Here is a 15,754-nt window from a genome sequence, read left to right as displayed (position 1 = left end):
TTCAACGCAGCTCAGGTTTCAACATCACGGAATGGGTGGATTGTTCCAGCGTTGCACGGTCACGATCAGGTGGCCTTCGCCGGTCAGGGATTTCCCTGCGTCGTCGACGGCGGCGATCACCTTGAGGTTGCCGGCGTTGTTGGTGGACATCTTGCGTGCCGGGTTCGGCCCGGCATCGCCCGGGGTGAACACGCCCGCGTCGGCCTGCATGGTGCCGGCGAACTTGACGTCTTCGTCTTCCCTGGCACGGTCGTCGAAGGCTTCGACCTTCCACTGCGCCGGGAACACTCCAATGCGATACGGCTTGCCATCGGCGCCCTTGCCCCAGGCTTCCGCGTCGAAACGGCCCTGGACTTTCGGCGTCGATCCACCACCATCGCCGATCCGCGCCACCGAGAACTCAGGCACGACCTTGACTGCATCGATCTTGCTGTACACCGACAGGCTCGGGCCTTTCAGCGTGCCGATGGTGACTGCACGCGCGCCCGGCTGGGCATTGGCGGCGGCCTTGAGCTTGACCTTGATCTGCTCCGGGCTCTGCGAGACGACTTCGACCACTTCCACGCCTTTGCCGAAGTTCGGTTTTCCGGAAAGACCGCTGCCGATCAGGGTCACTTCGGTTTCGCTGCCGGCCTTCACGTAGCCCGGTTGCACCGCCAGCAAACGCTGGGAACCCTGTTTGGCGGCGACGAAGTCCAGACCGCGCTCGTCGTGCTCGGCCTCGAACATGCGGCCCTGCATTCCATTGCCCTGCGCTGCGAACACCTGGCGCATGGCCACGCCATCGATGGTCACGTTGCCGCGCCATTCATAGCCGGTATAGAGAATCGCGCTGCCGTCGCCATTGAACGGCGAGCCGTCCGCGTACTGGCCTTTGACGCTGACCTTGAAGGTGTCGCTGCCGTCGGCCGTCACGCTCATGACACCGGCCAGTTCACCTTTGCCCGGCAAGTGGCCGCTGAAGCTCCAGTCACCCGCCAGGGCCTCACTTTTCGGCGCGGCGCTCTGCCATTTTTTCCAGGCCGGGTTGTCCAGCGGATAACGCTTGGCCAGCAGCGGCACCATCTCTTTGCGGGCCAGATCGAACCAGTCGCGGTCGCGGGACAGGGCCTGGTATTCGAGTGACGGCCATTGGCCGAGGTGGAAGTTCACCAGACGTTCCCACTCCTGGGCGGGCCGCCGTTGCAGGGCCACCCGCGCACCGGAGTGGCAGCGGCCGCACATTTGGCTGGTCTGCTCATCAAATTGCTCAACGGTATTGAGCCGGCGTTCCAGCGCATAACGCACGCCGTCGGTTTCGCTCGGTGCCAGGCCCTGGGTGTCGGCCAGGTATTTGACCAGCGTGCGGCGGTCGTCATCGCTGATCTGCAAACCGTGCATGATCTGCATCCGGGCAATGCTCATCAGCCAGCCTTCCGGCGTCTTGCGCTGGTGGCTGATACGGCTCAGGGCGTTATCGGCTTCGGGGGTATGACAGCCCTGACAGGTTTCCTTGAGGATGGTCTGGGCGTCACGGGCTGCCAGGCTGTGAGGCGAATGCAGCGCTACACAAGCGGCTACGGCCAGCAGGCTGGCGCTCATGCCTGATCGGAGTTTTCTCTTCATCAACGTCGAACCTCGCACGGTGCGTTCTTATTGTTGTGGCTTATCGTTTTTATGGTTTCTGCCGTCGGCGGTGAACCGCTGACGGAGGCAGGAGAAACGTCTGCGATGAGCAATACACGGAGCGTGCCAGCTTATGAATAGTGATATTTATCAGTCGCTTGGAAAAATATTGGGTGTTTTGCCTCGGCCGCAGGCGGGGGGGTTGCGTCTAATATCGCGACATCTGTTGCACTCTGAGACAAGCATAGGATCAAGATCAGAAGATCGCAGCCTTCGGCAGCTCCTACAGGTGCACGCCGATTTTCGTGTGGGAGCTGCCGCAGGCTGCGATCTTTTGATCCTCGCTGTCGCAATTTGCGACGCTCACTGGTTCCCCTGTCATGGGCAAATAGCCCAATAGGCCCATCCGATCAGGGTTCCAATCAAACAAGCACAACTGGCACAGCCATTGCGAAAGACCTCGCCACACGAACAAGACGAGGTTTCATCATGTCGCTCCCACACCTGCTTCCCGCCACTTCGGCATTCATCCAGCGCGCCCCGCGCATGCTCATCGGTGGTGAATGGGTCGAGGCCGCCGACGGCCAGACCATGCCCCTGCACAATCCGGCCACCGGTGAAGTGCTGTGCGTGGTGCCACGGGCAACGCCGGAGGATGTCGATCGCGCTGTACTTGCCGCCCGCCAGGCATTCGACGATTCGTCCTGGACCCGCACCCGCCCCCGGGAGCGGCAGAACCTGTTGTGGAAACTCGCCGACCTGATGCAGCGCGACGCCGAACTGTTGGCACAGCTGGAATGCCTGAACAATGGCAAGAGTGCCGCCGTGGCCCAGGTGATGGACGTACAACTGGCCATCGACTTCCTGCGCTACATGGCCGGCTGGGCGACCAAGATCGAAGGCTCGACGGTTGACGTGTCGGCACCGCTGATGCCCGACGATCAGTTCCACAGCTTCATCCGTCGAGAAGCGGTGGGCGTGGTCGGTGCCATCGTTGCCTGGAACTTCCCGCTGCTGCTGGCCTGCTGGAAACTCGGCCCGGCCCTGGCCACCGGTTGCACGGTTGTACTCAAACCCGCCGATGAAACCCCGCTGACCGCACTTAAACTAGCGGAGCTGGTGCTGGAGGCCGGTTATCCCGAAGGCGTGTTCAACGTGGTCACCGGCACCGGCATTACCGCAGGCTCCGCCCTGACCCACAACCCGCTGGTGGACAAACTGACCTTCACCGGCTCCACCGCGGTGGGCAAGCAGATCGGCAAGATCGCCATGGACTCCATGACCCGGGTCACCCTGGAACTGGGCGGCAAGTCGCCGACGATCGTCATGGCCGATGCCGACCTGAAAACCGCCGCGGCCGGGGCCGCCAGCGCGATTTTCTTCAATCAGGGCCAGGTCTGCTGCGCAGGTTCGCGGCTGTATGTGCAGCGCAAGCACTTCGACAATGTGGTGGCGGACATCAGCGACATTGCCAACGCGATGAAACTCGGCAACGGCCTGGACCCGAGCGTCGACATGGGCCCCTTGATCTCGGCGCGCCAGCAGGAACGCGTCTACGGGTACATCGAAAAGGGCCGGGAAAGCGGTGCGACCATCGCCTGCGGCGGCGAGCAGTTCGGGCCGGGCTTTTTCGTCAAGCCGACGGTGATTGTCGATGTCGATCAGAAGCACTCACTGGTGCAGGAAGAAATCTTCGGCCCGGTGCTGGTGGCGATTCCGTTCGACGACGAAGCCGATGCCCTGCGCATGGCCAATGACAGCCCCTACGGCCTGGGGGCGAGCATCTGGTCGAATGATCTGGCGGCGGTGCACCGGATGATTCCACGCATCAAGTCGGGGTCGGTGTGGGTCAATTGCCACAGCGCCCTGGAACCGGCGTTGCCGTTCGGCGGCTACAAGATGTCCGGGGTCGGGCGTGAAATGGGGTATGCGGCGATCGAGCATTACACCGAGTTGAAGTCGGTGTTGATCAAGTTGTGATTTGTAGCGTCCTTTAGGCCGCCTTCGCGGGCAAGCCCGCTCCCACAGGGTTTTGTGGTGTAGTTGCATTTTTGGGCAACACACCAATCACTGTGGGAGCGGGCTTGCCCGCGAAGAGGTCGGTCCAGACAGCTCAAATCTCAGGGTTTGAATCCCTGAGCCAACAACCAACCCCGAACCATCCTCCCCTGTTCGACGGTCAAACCGGCCAACACCTGCTCAGCCGGCTCAGTGCGCAATCGCCGCACCAGTGGCGCCACCTCAACCCCCTGCACATGCCAGATCCCCAGCGGCTGATCCACCGTGATCACCACCTCGGCCTCGTCGACAAATCCGTCACGCAACACCGGTGCGAGTTCGATTCTCAGGGCATTGAAATCTGCCTCGGCATGGGCAATTTCAGTATCCGGCCATTGCCGTCGTGCCTGCCAGAATGGCTGATCCAGCCAACGGTGCTCATCAGCATAGAAATCCCGGCCGATCCGCGCAAAACGCAAAAACAGCTGTTCCACCCGCTGCTCGTGGAAACGCCGGGCCAGAGCCGCTCGCTCAGGCTTGCACAACAGCGTGTTGATCACCGTCGGCGCCTGCAACGCCGAGGAGAGGGATTGAAAGATGCCATTGCCCGACAACGGGTCCACGGCCATCGCCGCGTCACCGACCCGAATCCAGTTATCGCCGCACACCTGCGGGTTGAGAATCGCCGTGCTGCTGCGGGCATGCAGTTGCAAATCCAGCTCCGGTTCGCCGCCGAAAAAACCACGAGCCACTGCCGACTCCCCACGTCTTTGCCGGCAGTAATCGAGCAACATCGCCTTGCCCGGCAACCCGGCGCTAGCCACGTCCACCGTCCATTGCCAGTAACACTGGCCGTCGGCGCGCCGCGCCATCCATGCCCAGCCGTCCGCAAGGCTTTCCACGGCGCTGACGGTGCTGCCCGGCGTACCTTGCCAGCGATTGAGCAGACTGACGGTCTCGGGGCCGCGCAAGCCTTTACCGAGGGTCGGCGCCTGGCGTCCGCGGGCTTCCACCAGAAAGTCCGCTACCAGCGATTCGTGGCCGTCGATCTCGATTCGATGTCCGCTCGCGCAGGTCTGTACCGACAGCACTCGACCTTCAACAAGATCAATTCCAGCCAAGCGCAAATCCTCGCGCAAGCCGCGATCAAAGGTCGGGCGATCGAGCAGGTATTCAACGTTCTGCGCATGCTGCTGGCCGTTCCAGTTCACCTGTCGCCGGGAAGGCAACGCCGCTTGCGCCGACGCCTTTTGCAGGCCTGCGCCATGTAACGCTTCCAGCACCCGCACGGACACGCCTTCCAGAGCAGCAAAGCGGCGCCACTCGCTGACCAGTGTCACGGCATAACCCAGTCGCCGCAGCCCCAAGGCCACCGCCGCGCCCGCCGGCCCCGCACCCAGAATCACAATCGCAGTCATGGTCCGGAACGCCGTTCGGGGCCGCGATAACGTGCGTTCTGTCGCAGAAACTCGAGGATCTGCTCATTGCTGGCATCAGGCTGCTCGACGAGGAACCCGGCGATGTGTCCGCTCAACGCGGCGCAACCGAGGCTCGCCCCGGATTGCCCCGGGTACGTGCCATGCACACAGGCGGCGAAATCCGCCTGGGCGCTGTTGAGCCACGACCATTCCTGTTCGGCGCAGCGCGCATCGCCGGTCACCCGCAACACCTGCGAATAGTTGGCCGGAAACACCCCTTCGCCCTGGGCCGGACTCGACGCACACAACAGCACGCCCCGGGCCACCGCTGCCGCGCAGGCCGCGCGCAACAGGCTGCGATCCTGGCGCAGGCCGAGGCTCAGATTGATCAGTCGCACGTTCTGCGCCACCAGCCAGTCAATCGCCGTGGCGATCTGCAGGGCACTGGTGACACCGCGCTGGTCGAACACCTGGGCCACGCAAAACAGCGCCGAAGGTGCTCGCCGGCCAATCGCCTCGATCACCGCACTGCCATGCCCCAGCGGGTCTTCGCGCAAGTCGCCCTCGGCCAGGCCATCTTCGAGCAATGAAAAGCGCCGACCGGCGATCACTTGCACCCTTTGCGCCGCCGAATGGCCACTGTCCACCACCCCCACGCGCAACTCAGGTTTCATGCAGCACCGTTTTCGAGGTCAGCACGCCGTCGAGCAATTCGAAACGCAGATCGGCATCGGCCAGGGTTGAAGGGCGATGGCTGATCAGGATGCGCGTGCGTGCGGCAAACAAGCGGTCGATGGCGTCGATGACTTCGCGCTCGGTGGCTTCGTCCACCGCGGAGGTCGCTTCATCGAGCACCAGAATCAAAGGGTCCTGCAACAGCGCCCGGGCAATCGCGATGCGCTGCTTCTGCCCACCGGACAACTGCTGGCCGCGTTCACCCAGCGGACTGTCGAGGCCCTCGGGCAAGGACTCGATCAGGCTGTCGAGTTGCGCCAGGCGCGCCACTTCGGCAATCGCTTCGCGGCTGGCATCCGGCACCGCGTAAGCCAGGTTGTCGGCGAGGCTGCCGCGAAACAGCACGATGTCCTGGCTGACAATGGCAATGCGCCGACGCAACTGGAAAAGGTCCAGCTCGCGCACATCGACGTCGCCCAGCAGGACCCGGCCCGATTGCGGATCGTGATGGCGTTGCAGCAGGTCGATCAGGGTGGATTTACCCACGCCCGAGCCGCCGCTGAGGGCCACTTTCAAACCGTAGGGAATCCGCGCTTCGATACCGCGCAGGGTCGATTGGCGACCGGGATGGGCGAAGTGCACGTTGTCGAACCAGAGATCGCCGCCATCGGGCATCGGCCGTGGTCTGGCAGGCGTCGACACGGTCGCCTGTTCGCCGCGCAACTCCATGACCCGGCCGAGGCTGACGGTCATCCGCTGAATCGCCACATAGAGCCCGAGCAGGCTCTGTACCGGCCCCACAGCCATCCCCAGGTAGGTGGAAAACGCGATCAGCGCACCGAGCTGCCAGGTGCCCTGCACCACCCAGTATCCGCCGATCAAAAAGGCGCAGGCCCGGGACAGCGAGGTCAGCGTGCCGGGCACGGCCTGGGTGAAAAACTCGGTGACTTGCAGGCGCAGCAACTGGCTCATGTAGCCCTGCCCCAGTGTTTCGAGGCGCCGCGCTTCGCGCTGTTGCTGGCCGGCGGACTGGATGAACTTCATCACCGGCAAGGTCTCGACCATGAACGACGACATGTCCGCCGAACGCTCGCGCAGCTGCCGCACATCGCGCTCGACCTTGCGCCGCATCCAGCGCAGCCAGAGGACATCGAGAGGGATCAGCACCAGGGCCAGCAACGAAAGTTTCCACGACAGCGTAAACAGCATCGCGATGGCAACCACCAGACCGATCACGCTCGACACCGCCGAGAACAGCGAGTCCACGGCGAATCGCTGGATCTCCGCGACGTCACCATCGAGTCGCGACATCAGGTCACCGATGCGCCGCTGCCCGTAAAAGCTCGGCGACAGGGATTGCAGATGCCGGTACAGGTCATCGCGCAAGGCAAACAGCATGCGCCCGGACAGTCGCGTATGCAGGTAGCGGTTGATGCCCGAAAGCGCCGTGCCCAACAGCCCGGCAACGATCATCAGCCCGGCGATCAGCACCAGCATCGGGAAGTTGCGCGCCAACAGGCCGTCGTCGATCAACAGTTTGGTCAGCCAGGGTTGCACCAGCACCAACGCCGAAGCGCAGACCGACAAGCCCAGCAGCCCGGCAATCGCCAGGCGATGGGGGCGCACGAAGCTGTACAGCCAGCGCAGCGACGCTTGCAGGGCCTCGGGGTTCTGGCTGTCGATCAGCCGAACGATCAGGCGTTGCATCAGGAGCGCAACTGTTTGAGCTTGCGATACAGGGTCGCGCGGCTGATGCCCAGGGCGTCGGCGGCGGCCGAGACATTGCCCTGATGCGTGTCCAGGGACTGACGGATCAGCTCCAGTTCGTTTTCCCGGATGCTGCCGGCCTGGGGCCGTTCGCTGGCGGTCAATTCGTCGAGCATGCTGTCGGGCAGGTGGTCGAGGGTCAGCACGGTTTCACCCGGTTCGCGCATGGCCAGCGCGGTGCGCAGGACCATCTCTAGCTGGCGGATGTTGCCCGGCCAGTGATAACCGCTGAGCAAGCGATCGAGATCATCGTGCAGGACTACGGCGGGCGCGCCCAGTGTCGTCAGCAGGCGGCTGACCAGCGCGGCGAAATCTTCGCGTTCGCGCAGGGCCGGGAGCATCACGCTGATGCCGTTGACCCGGTAGAACAGGTCCTCGCGAAAGTGTTTATCTTCCACCAGACGCTTGAGGTCGCGGTGGGTGGCGCAGATCAGCGCGACGTCGATGTCCTGCTCTTCGCCAGCGCCCAGTGGCGCGACCTTGCGATCCTGCAACACCCGCAACAGTCGGGCCTGCAAGGCCAGGGGCATGTCGCCGATTTCATCGAGGAACAAGGTGCCGCCATGGGCCTGTTGCAGGCGCCCGACCATGCCGCCCCGGCGTGAACCGGTGAACGCACCCTCGCGGTAGCCGAACAGTTCGGACTCGATCAGGCCTTCGGGAATGGCCGCGCAGTTCACTGCCACGAAGGGTTTGTCGCAGCGCGCGCCGGCCATGTGCAGGGCGCGGGCGATCACCTCTTTACCGGTGCCGGTTTCGCCCAGCAACAAGACCGGCAGTTCGTTGGCCAGCCCTTGACGGGCCATGCGCAAGGCACGCGCGTACCGCGTATTGCTGCCAGCGAGCGCTTCCAGATCCGGTTGCGCCTTGGCCGGTTTCGCGACAGTGCGCGGCGGGCTGCTGACGTTGATCGAGCGTTGCGGCGCGCGCAGGGTTTTATAGAAGAACTCCCCCTTGGCGGTCTGCAGGCTGCCGGTGCCGCCCTGATGCAGGCGCGCCAACAATTGCAGACCGTCGACCCCGAGAAATTCCTCACAGCGCCGACCGATCAGGGCCGAGCGCTCGGCGTGGAGCAACTGACAAGCCTGGGCGCTGACCGCGAGGATCTGCCCGCCGAGACTCACCGCCAGCAAGCCTTGCCACGGGGATTCGAGGTATTGGCGACGGCTGTGGAAGGCGAGGACGATTTCGTCCGGGTAACTGGCATTGAACACCCGGCTTTCGATCTGGCTGACAGCCATGGCCAGCAGCGCCGTGCTGTCGTGGGCGCGGCCGAGCGGGCCTTCGCGGGTCAGGTCGAGAACACCGAGGATGTCGCCCTGTGGGCAATGGATCGGCACCGAAGTGCAGGAAAAATCACTGAGGCGATCCAGATAATGCTCGCCGCAATCGATCAGGGTCGGCCGCGCTTCCACCAGTGCCGTGCCGAGGGCGTTGGTGCCGCGAACCGCTTCGCTCCAGCAGGCGCCGAGGGTGATGTCCTGCAGGCCGCTGCCCTTGAGGCGGTCGCCGCGGCCTTCGACGGCGAGGATGGTAGCGTCGGAGTTGGCGAGGATGATCAGCCCTTCCTTGCCCTGACGCTCGGCCAGGTAATCGATGGCCGGCAACGCAGCGTCGATCAGCAGGCGATTGTTGGCCAATAACAGGTCCAGGCTGGCGCTCGATTCCAGCGCCAGTTCGTGCTTGGCATTGAAATGCACGCCATGACTCAGGCTGCGCCGCCATGAGGCATCGATTTCTGCACGCAGGACGCCATCCGGCACTTCGCCTTCCAGGTGCAGCTTTTCCCGGGCCAGCCGGGCTTCGCGATGCAATTTGGGGGAGTTTGTTTTTATTAGCGTCATCAAGCGCTCCGGGTCGTCCGCCCTTGCGCCTTCATACATCGGCGCCCTGCTGCAATCTTTACGTTAACGGAAGGGCTATGGCAAGTCCTGCAGTGAGGGGGCTTGTCGGATCGCCGCACCGCCCCGTTCGGCTGCGCAGCAGTCGTAAGCCGACGAACATAGTGCTTCTGCAAAAATGCGGTCGCTGGTTTGGCCCAGGAAAGTTGCGCCGGCCTTTCGGCGCATGCTCGCCGGTCACCGAATGGCGGTGACGGACGGCCTGTTGCAGGCCGTCGTTTGCAGCGCTGGTGGATCAGGGTTTACGCGCAATGATTACCTGGCTCTTGGCTACCACCGCATCCAGCGCCTGCTTGATCTGTGTACCCCGGGGCGACGCCAGGATCGCCTGCCAGGTGTCCGCCCAGTGGTTGAGCAACGGATGGTCCGGGTTGCTGAAGTCGACCTTGGCTTCCCAGAACAGCAGCATCCACATCGACCAGTAGAATCCATACTGGCTGTGGCTGATCACTTCCAGGCCGGCATCGCTGACCATCGCCTTGAACTGCTCTTCGCTGATGATGCGAATGTGGTTGGGCTTCTGGAAATACTCGGCCGCCGCGATGTCTTTCTGCAGGTCTTCGGAACTGGGGTGCGGGACGCTCAGCAGATACAGCGCGCCCGGTTTACCGACGCGCACCAGCTCCGCGAGGAACTGGGCCGGATCGTCCACATGCTCGATGACCTCGGTCGACACCACCCGCGTGGCGGTCGCATCGGCAATCGGCAGCGGGTTGCAGTCGGTGACGTGACATTCGACGTCACGGGCCGGTGTATCGCTCAGGCGCTGGCGGGTCGCTTCGACCTTGGCCGCGTCGATATCGGCGATGATGATCTTCGCCCCGCGCATCCCGCAGAAATGCACGTTGCCGCCGTCGCCACAGCCCACATCCAGCAGTGTGTCCTCGGGGGTCACCGGGAAACCGCTGAACAGTTCGCCGGTCTGCTGATTGAACCAGCCGCTGAGCATTGCGTCGTGCAGGCCGAGCATATAGGGGTCGACCTTCTCGGCTACGGGTGGCGCAGGCGCAATCTCTGGCTGCACCGGCGCGGGCGTGCCCGCCGTGAGTTTCTTCAAAAGGCTCAGCATGAGGTGGCTCCAGAGGATGAGACGGCTGTTCGGGAGGTGTCCAGGCGCTTGACCAGCGAGGCGCCGCGGTTGCGCATGGGCATTTCAATGAAGCGATAGTTGAGTTCGCTCAGCAGCACGATCAGGCCGCCAGCCATCAGCAACATCAGTATCGGATGGCCAGCCGGGCTGGGGAGCCCGGCAGCCTGTAAACGGAAAATGAATTCACGTACCAGCAAGTAGGCCGGGATATGGATCAGGTAAATCCCGTAGGAACGGCTGCCGACCCACGTCATCAGGTTCTTGAGCACGCCGCGCGGCCACAGGTAATCGCGGTTGTAGGAAGCGATCCAGACCAGCACTGCGCACAGCACCGCGATCACACCAATGCGGTAATGGGTGAAGGTAAAGCGATCCGTTGCCATGAAGCCGAGCAGCAGCGACACCGCGATCAGTGCGGCGACACCCGCCCATGGACGACGCAGGAATGTTGGCTCCCAGCGCAGGTACGACGGTTGCGTACTCCACATCGCCAACAGCACGCCAAGGGCCAGCGCGTCGGTGCGCACCACCATCAGGATCGGCGTGCGCAGGGTGAACAACTGCACCGCAACCAGCGCCAGCAAAGCCCATACAAGGTGTTTGCGAAACAGCACGATCATCAGCGGGAACAGCAGGTAGAACTGCTCTTCCAGCGACAGGCTCCAGTACACGAAACTGGTGCCGTACTCGTAGTGATAAAAACTGTCGGCAAAGCGGAAATTGGCGTACTGCGCGACGCCGGCCAGGGTTGCCTGAATATTCGCGTGCAGGGTGCCGAAGGCGCCGGAGCGGTTGAGAAAAAGACACGCCAGCAACATCAGCGCCAGCCACAACCAGGCCGACGGCAGCAATCGAAAGGCCCGGCGCAACCAGAAATTGCGCGTCTGTTGCCAATACTCCTGACGCGTTGTGCAGCGGCGCATGGCCGGGATCAGGCTGCGGGCAATGACAAAGCCCGAGATCGCGAAAAACAGGTCCACGCCCCACCACGGCTGGCCGTACAGGGTGATGGTCTGCAGCAAAGGCACAGCCGCCGCGAACAGGCTGTCCTGCAGGTGGTGAAACAGCACGCCAAGCACCGCAATGCCGCGCAACAACTCGATGTCCATGATCCGTTTTTCGTTGCTCATGCGCCCTCCTGGACATGAGGTTTTCGAGCAATGATCACCTGGCTCTTGGGCATGAACCGGTCCAGCATCTGCTTGATCGCCAACCCGTCGGGCTGGGCCAGCAAGTCCTGCCAGGTTTTCGCCCAGCTCTCCATCAGCGGCGGGTACGGCGCCTGGATCCGGTCGCGAACCGCCCCCCCCAGGTCTCGCCCGGCAGCGCGTTCACTGGCCCAGAAAAAAATCATGCCCATGACCCAGAAAAACCCGGTGGCCTGGCGATGCTCGATGACCAGGCCCGCGTCCTCCACCAGCGCGGCAAACCGCTCGGGGGTGAAAATCTGCACATGATTGGGCGATTGAAAGTAGCTGGCCGGGGCGATGCCTTTCTGCAAATGCTCGCCCACCGGCGACGGTACGCTTAGCAGGTACTGCGCGCCGGGGCGGCCCATGCGCACCAGTTCGGCCATGAAGGGTTCCGGCTGGTCGATATGCTCGAGCACTTCCATGCACACGACTTTGCTCGCGCAACCATCGGCCAATGGCAGCGGCAAACTGTTGCTGACCAGCCCCAGGTTCGCTTGGTCCGATTGTGCCGTCACTTGCCGGGCAAGCTCGCGGACCTTGTCATATTCACTGTCGGTGAAGATCACCGAAGCACCCTGGCGGATCGCAAACAAGGTCGCCACGCCTTCGCCGCAACCGACATCCAGCAAGGTGTCGTCGGCGGTGATGGCAAACCCTTTGAGCAGTTCGCCGCTGTCGCCCAGAAACCAGCCGTCGAGCAGGGCATCGTACAAACCGATATCCCTGGGCGAGACTCGTGTTTCGGGTGCGGCGACCACCACCGGTGCAGGCCGCAACTTCGCAAGCAGGCGCCGGATCATGTGTCAGACGCTTGTGCGCAGTTTGCTTCACGCCGTTGCAGCAACTGCTCGAACACGGCTTTCAGACGCTGCTCGGCAACGGCCTGGCTGCAAAATCCCTGCAGGCTTCGCACGGCATGGGCCGACATCCGTTGATAGCGCTGGACGTCCTGTCTGGCAACGTCATGGCTGGCAGAAAAAGCCGTACACAGAGAGTCCCAGTCCGTGACGTACCGCAGGGTACGATAGGCTGCGCGAGGATCGTGGGGCCAGGATGTCAGTTCATCGGTGCTTTCGACGATAAACGCGTTGTCACGGTCGATGTAGTCGGCCATGGCGGTGTTCAGCGGCGCAATCGCCGGCTTGCCGCAGGACATGAACTCCATCAACGGCAGGCATTGCCCTTCGCCGTAGGAGCAGTTGACGACGTAGCTGGTGGCCTCGACCAGGCGCTCGTAGTCGATATCGGCCAGATAGCCGTGGATCAACACGATGCGGCACTGGTAGGACTGGTTCTTGTAGACGTGGTGCATCATGTCGGACAGTGCGTTGGCGATGTCATGGTGCGTGAGCTTGAGCACCAGGGTCGCGTCGGGCGTATCGCGAAAGGCGCTGCAGAACGCACTGATCATGTCCTTCCAGTTCTTGCGACCGTCGTACGGATTGAACACCGAGGTGTAGACCACGCCCTCGAGCAACAGCTCGCAGTCGCGCGGAGGTTGATCGAAGGCGATCGGCGTGCCCTCGCGCAAGCGCTCGGGGCCATAGGGGCGCAAGTCCGCCGTGCGACTGTCGATCAACAGCCCGCGCAGGTTCAGGCGCGTGGGGCCCACGACCGGACGCTTGTCCAGCAGCTCGCCACGGGCGGCAAAACGGTCCCAGACGGGGGCCGCGATGGCACTGACCGGATAATCGCGGCCCATCACATCGTGCACGGCATTCACGGTGAAGCTGGAGTGGGTGATCGCCGTCCCGCAGGCGCCCAACACCATCCGCCAGTCATGCCGCGGTTCACCCTGCCAACTCTCGGTGGGAATGGTGCTGAACTCCCAGGCGAACACCGGAATCGTCGGGCACGCGTAGTGGACCGGCGTGCGATGCGGCGGGGAGAAGGACAGGAACACGCAGTCTTCGCCCCGGCTCAGGCAATCGAAATACAGCCGGTCGACCAACTCGTCGGGGTTGCTGACCTCGATCACCTGCCCCAGCCGTTCGAGCACCGGGCGGAATTCCTTGAGGACGAAGTAATAGCTGTACTCGGGCCGCCCCAGGTTCTGCTGGATGTTGCTCTTGTTGGTTTCCGAATGAATGATGATCAGCACGATGCAGCCCCCGTTTCGGCAACCACCGGCACGACGTCACGGACCGATTCCTGTTTGAAGAACAGCGCCAGCCGCTGCTGTACCGGTGCGAAGCTGCAGTATTCGCGCATGCGTTCGCTGGCCGCGTCCGCCATGGCCTGCCAGGCGTCCGGCTGGTTTTTTGCCATGGCGTAGCTGTTCTCGTAAGCCATTTTCAACGAGCCCCAATCCGGACGGTGGCGCAGGGTGCGATACAGGATGCGCGCGTCTTCCGGCCAGATTGTCGGCTCCTGGCTGGACTTGACGACGAAGGCCACGCGGTCGTCGATGTAGTCGCGCATCGCCGTGTGGTTCGGGGCGATCACCGGCCGCGCGCATGACATGAATTCCATCAGCGGCAGGCACAGGCCTTCGCAGCGTGAAGCGTTGACGTAGTAACTCGCCGCGCCATAGAGACGGGCGAACTGCTCGTCCTGCAGATAACCGTGCATGACCACCACGCGACAGGCGAAGGGCGAGAGTTGGGACAGCAAGGTGATGAGCTCGACGTAATAGGTCGACAGGTCGTTCTGGGTCATCTTCAACACGAGCGTGGCGTCCTCTACATCACGCAACGCCCAGCAGAACGCCGTGATCAGGTGGTGCCAGTTCTTGCGCCCGTCATCAGGGTTGAACACGCTCACGTAGATAACGCCGTCGACCACGATTTCGACCGTTTGGCTGGTGTCGGGGAAAGCCGCTTGTGGATGCTCGTCCTGCGCGCAAGCTGCGCTGATGACGGGTTCATCCGGCACGGCGGGTGCACTGACGACGGGTTCGATCGGCAATGGCTGAGGTCTGCGAAACCTGGCCAGCCATGGGCGAACGGCATCCGGCACGAGATCGCGAATGGCTTCGCGATACCACAGCAGCACGTAATGCCTGGTGATGAAGACGCGTCGCCGCAGGGTCAACGGCGGCGCGGGTTGCGGTTCTGGTTCTGGTTCTGGTTCTGGTATTGGCTCCGGCTCAACGATTTCCACGGGTGGTTGCTCGGTGATCGGCGCGATCAGGCCATCGGCGGACAACCCCATCGAGCGGCTGTCCAGGATGCAACCCTTGATCTGCAGCGTGGCACCGGCGTTCACTGGCGTGCCGGGGTATTGCTGGCGAATGTCGGCAAAGCGCTCCCACAATGGCGTCGGCAGCACCAGCACCGGGAAGTCGTCACCCAGGGTCCGGTGGATGGCTTCGGCGGTATGGGTGGACAAGGTGATCACCCGCCCCAGGCGTGCCAGTGTCCGGCTCCAGTCCTGCCGTGGATCGTTGTCCCAGTGCTCGGCGGGAATGCTGTCGAACTCCCAGGCGACCACGCACACCATCGGACATTGCAAGTCAGTGGGGGTCTTGTGCGGCGGCGCGAACGAAATGAACAGGCAGTCCTGACCGGCCTGCTGCAACTGCCGGTACAGCGGATCGACTTCGGCGGCCGATGACACGACATGCACCGGTCCCAGGCTTTCGAACAGCGGTCGATACGCCTTGAGCACAAAGTAGTAACTGTACTCGGGACGGCCGAGACTCTGGCTGATGGAGCTGTCGTTGACGTCGGAGTAAAGAATGAAATTCATGGCATCCCACGGTGACGCCGCCATCCCGGCAGCCTCACGCTATGACGGGGAGGACACGGTTCGAGCCCGTGTTTACCGGCGCTCGCCCATCGTCTTCCTGCCCGTCTACGTTCTTGTTTTAGTGGTCAGTTTCTCGCAGTTTCGAAGCGACGCTGCCGAACCCCGGGTAATAGTGACGAGGGGCATTCTAAACACATCCATCGAGGGTTCGTGAACCGCCCGACGAGAATAAATCGGGCTACGCTGACGAGAACTGACCAGTCACGGTTGGACCTGTTGAAATTGCCGAGCAAATGGCACAGATTGGCTACCAAACAACTACAACAAACATTTCACCCGCCATTCGAGCGATCATGCCGCTCGCAAGTTTTTCCATGGAGCCTGTGGGAAATGGATGAAATGCATGACCAAGGGGTC

Annotated in this window: 11 protein-coding genes; 1 reads left to right on the top strand and 10 read right to left on the bottom strand. The window is 62.8% G+C overall.

Features of this window, described 5'->3' with window-relative positions; genetic code table 11:
• Positions 1-24 precede the first annotated feature (24 nt).
• On the bottom strand, positions 25-1,605 hold the full coding sequence (gene peaA / locus ACXX83_RS04850; protein WP_458547689.1) for a quinohemoprotein amine dehydrogenase subunit alpha: 1,581 nt from the start codon (positions 1,603-1,605) through the stop codon (positions 25-27).
• Between the two features lie 489 nt (positions 1,606-2,094).
• Between peaA and ACXX83_RS04845 the strand changes: the two genes are divergently transcribed.
• The gene (locus tag ACXX83_RS04845) at positions 2,095-3,585 is read left to right on the top strand and encodes an aldehyde dehydrogenase family protein (RefSeq protein WP_458547688.1); all 1,491 of its coding nucleotides are present in this window, start codon (positions 2,095-2,097) and stop codon (positions 3,583-3,585) included.
• Positions 3,586-3,725: 140 nt separating this feature from the next.
• Here ACXX83_RS04845 and qhpG read toward each other — a convergent pair whose 3' ends face one another.
• From qhpG to ACXX83_RS04800, 9 genes are all read right to left on the bottom strand, one after another.
• A complete protein-coding gene (gene qhpG / locus ACXX83_RS04840) occupies positions 3,726-5,021 on the bottom strand; it encodes a flavin-dependent monooxygenase QhpG (RefSeq protein ID WP_458547687.1) in 1,296 nt (431 codons plus the stop codon).
• The gene (qhpE, locus tag ACXX83_RS04835; protein WP_458547686.1) at positions 5,018-5,695 is read right to left on the bottom strand and encodes a subtilisin-like serine protease QhpE; all 678 of its coding nucleotides are present in this window, start codon (positions 5,693-5,695) and stop codon (positions 5,018-5,020) included. Before qhpE ends, qhpG begins: the two co-directional genes overlap by 4 nt.
• On the bottom strand, positions 5,685-7,403 hold the full coding sequence (locus ACXX83_RS04830) for an ABC transporter ATP-binding protein (protein ID WP_458547685.1): 1,719 nt from the start codon (positions 7,401-7,403) through the stop codon (positions 5,685-5,687). Before ACXX83_RS04830 ends, qhpE begins: the two co-directional genes overlap by 11 nt.
• Positions 7,403-9,307 carry a sigma-54-dependent Fis family transcriptional regulator gene (locus tag ACXX83_RS04825; protein ID WP_458547684.1) on the bottom strand — a complete coding sequence of 635 codons (1,905 nt, stop codon included), beginning with the start codon at positions 9,305-9,307 and terminating at the stop codon, positions 7,403-7,405. The genes ACXX83_RS04830 and ACXX83_RS04825 overlap by 1 nt, the downstream gene beginning before the upstream one ends.
• A gap of 292 nt (positions 9,308-9,599) precedes the next feature.
• On the bottom strand, positions 9,600-10,433 hold the full coding sequence (locus tag ACXX83_RS04820) for a class I SAM-dependent methyltransferase (protein WP_102702014.1): 834 nt from the start codon (positions 10,431-10,433) through the stop codon (positions 9,600-9,602).
• Entirely contained in the window at positions 10,427-11,584 is a 1,158-nt protein-coding gene (locus ACXX83_RS04815) for an acyltransferase family protein (protein ID WP_458547683.1), read from the bottom strand. Before ACXX83_RS04815 ends, ACXX83_RS04820 begins: the two co-directional genes overlap by 7 nt.
• The gene (locus ACXX83_RS04810; protein ID WP_458547682.1) at positions 11,581-12,447 is read right to left on the bottom strand and encodes a class I SAM-dependent methyltransferase; all 867 of its coding nucleotides are present in this window, start codon (positions 12,445-12,447) and stop codon (positions 11,581-11,583) included. Before ACXX83_RS04810 ends, ACXX83_RS04815 begins: the two co-directional genes overlap by 4 nt.
• On the bottom strand, positions 12,444-13,748 hold the full coding sequence (locus tag ACXX83_RS04805) for a glycosyltransferase (protein ID WP_458547681.1): 1,305 nt from the start codon (positions 13,746-13,748) through the stop codon (positions 12,444-12,446). Before ACXX83_RS04805 ends, ACXX83_RS04810 begins: the two co-directional genes overlap by 4 nt.
• Entirely contained in the window at positions 13,742-15,337 is a 1,596-nt protein-coding gene (locus tag ACXX83_RS04800; protein WP_458547680.1) for a glycosyltransferase, read from the bottom strand. The genes ACXX83_RS04805 and ACXX83_RS04800 overlap by 7 nt, the downstream gene beginning before the upstream one ends.
• Between the last annotated feature and the right edge of the window lie 417 nt (positions 15,338-15,754).

The organism is Pseudomonas sp. GNP012, from assembly GCF_054343835.1.
This window is presented reverse-complemented; position numbering and strand designations above follow the sequence as displayed.

Coding starts and splice junctions, on each gene's coding strand:
- ACXX83_RS04825 (WP_458547684.1), bottom strand. CDS start 9,307: ATGACGCTAATAAAAACAAACTCCCCCAAATTGCATCGCGAAGCCCGG.
- ACXX83_RS04810 (WP_458547682.1), bottom strand. CDS start 12,447: ATGATCCGGCGCCTGCTTGCGAAGTTGCGGCCTGCACCGGTGGTGGTC.
- ACXX83_RS04815 (WP_458547683.1), bottom strand. CDS start 11,584: ATGAGCAACGAAAAACGGATCATGGACATCGAGTTGTTGCGCGGCATT.
- qhpE (WP_458547686.1), bottom strand. CDS start 5,695: ATGAAACCTGAGTTGCGCGTGGGGGTGGTGGACAGTGGCCATTCGGCG.
- ACXX83_RS04845 (WP_458547688.1), top strand. CDS start 2,095: ATGTCGCTCCCACACCTGCTTCCCGCCACTTCGGCATTCATCCAGCGC.
- ACXX83_RS04820 (WP_102702014.1), bottom strand. CDS start 10,433: ATGCTGAGCCTTTTGAAGAAACTCACGGCGGGCACGCCCGCGCCGGTG.
- ACXX83_RS04830 (WP_458547685.1), bottom strand. CDS start 7,403: ATGCAACGCCTGATCGTTCGGCTGATCGACAGCCAGAACCCCGAGGCC.
- ACXX83_RS04800 (WP_458547680.1), bottom strand. CDS start 15,337: ATGAATTTCATTCTTTACTCCGACGTCAACGACAGCTCCATCAGCCAG.
- qhpG (WP_458547687.1), bottom strand. CDS start 5,021: ATGACTGCGATTGTGATTCTGGGTGCGGGGCCGGCGGGCGCGGCGGTG.
- peaA (WP_458547689.1), bottom strand. CDS start 1,605: ATGAAGAGAAAACTCCGATCAGGCATGAGCGCCAGCCTGCTGGCCGTA.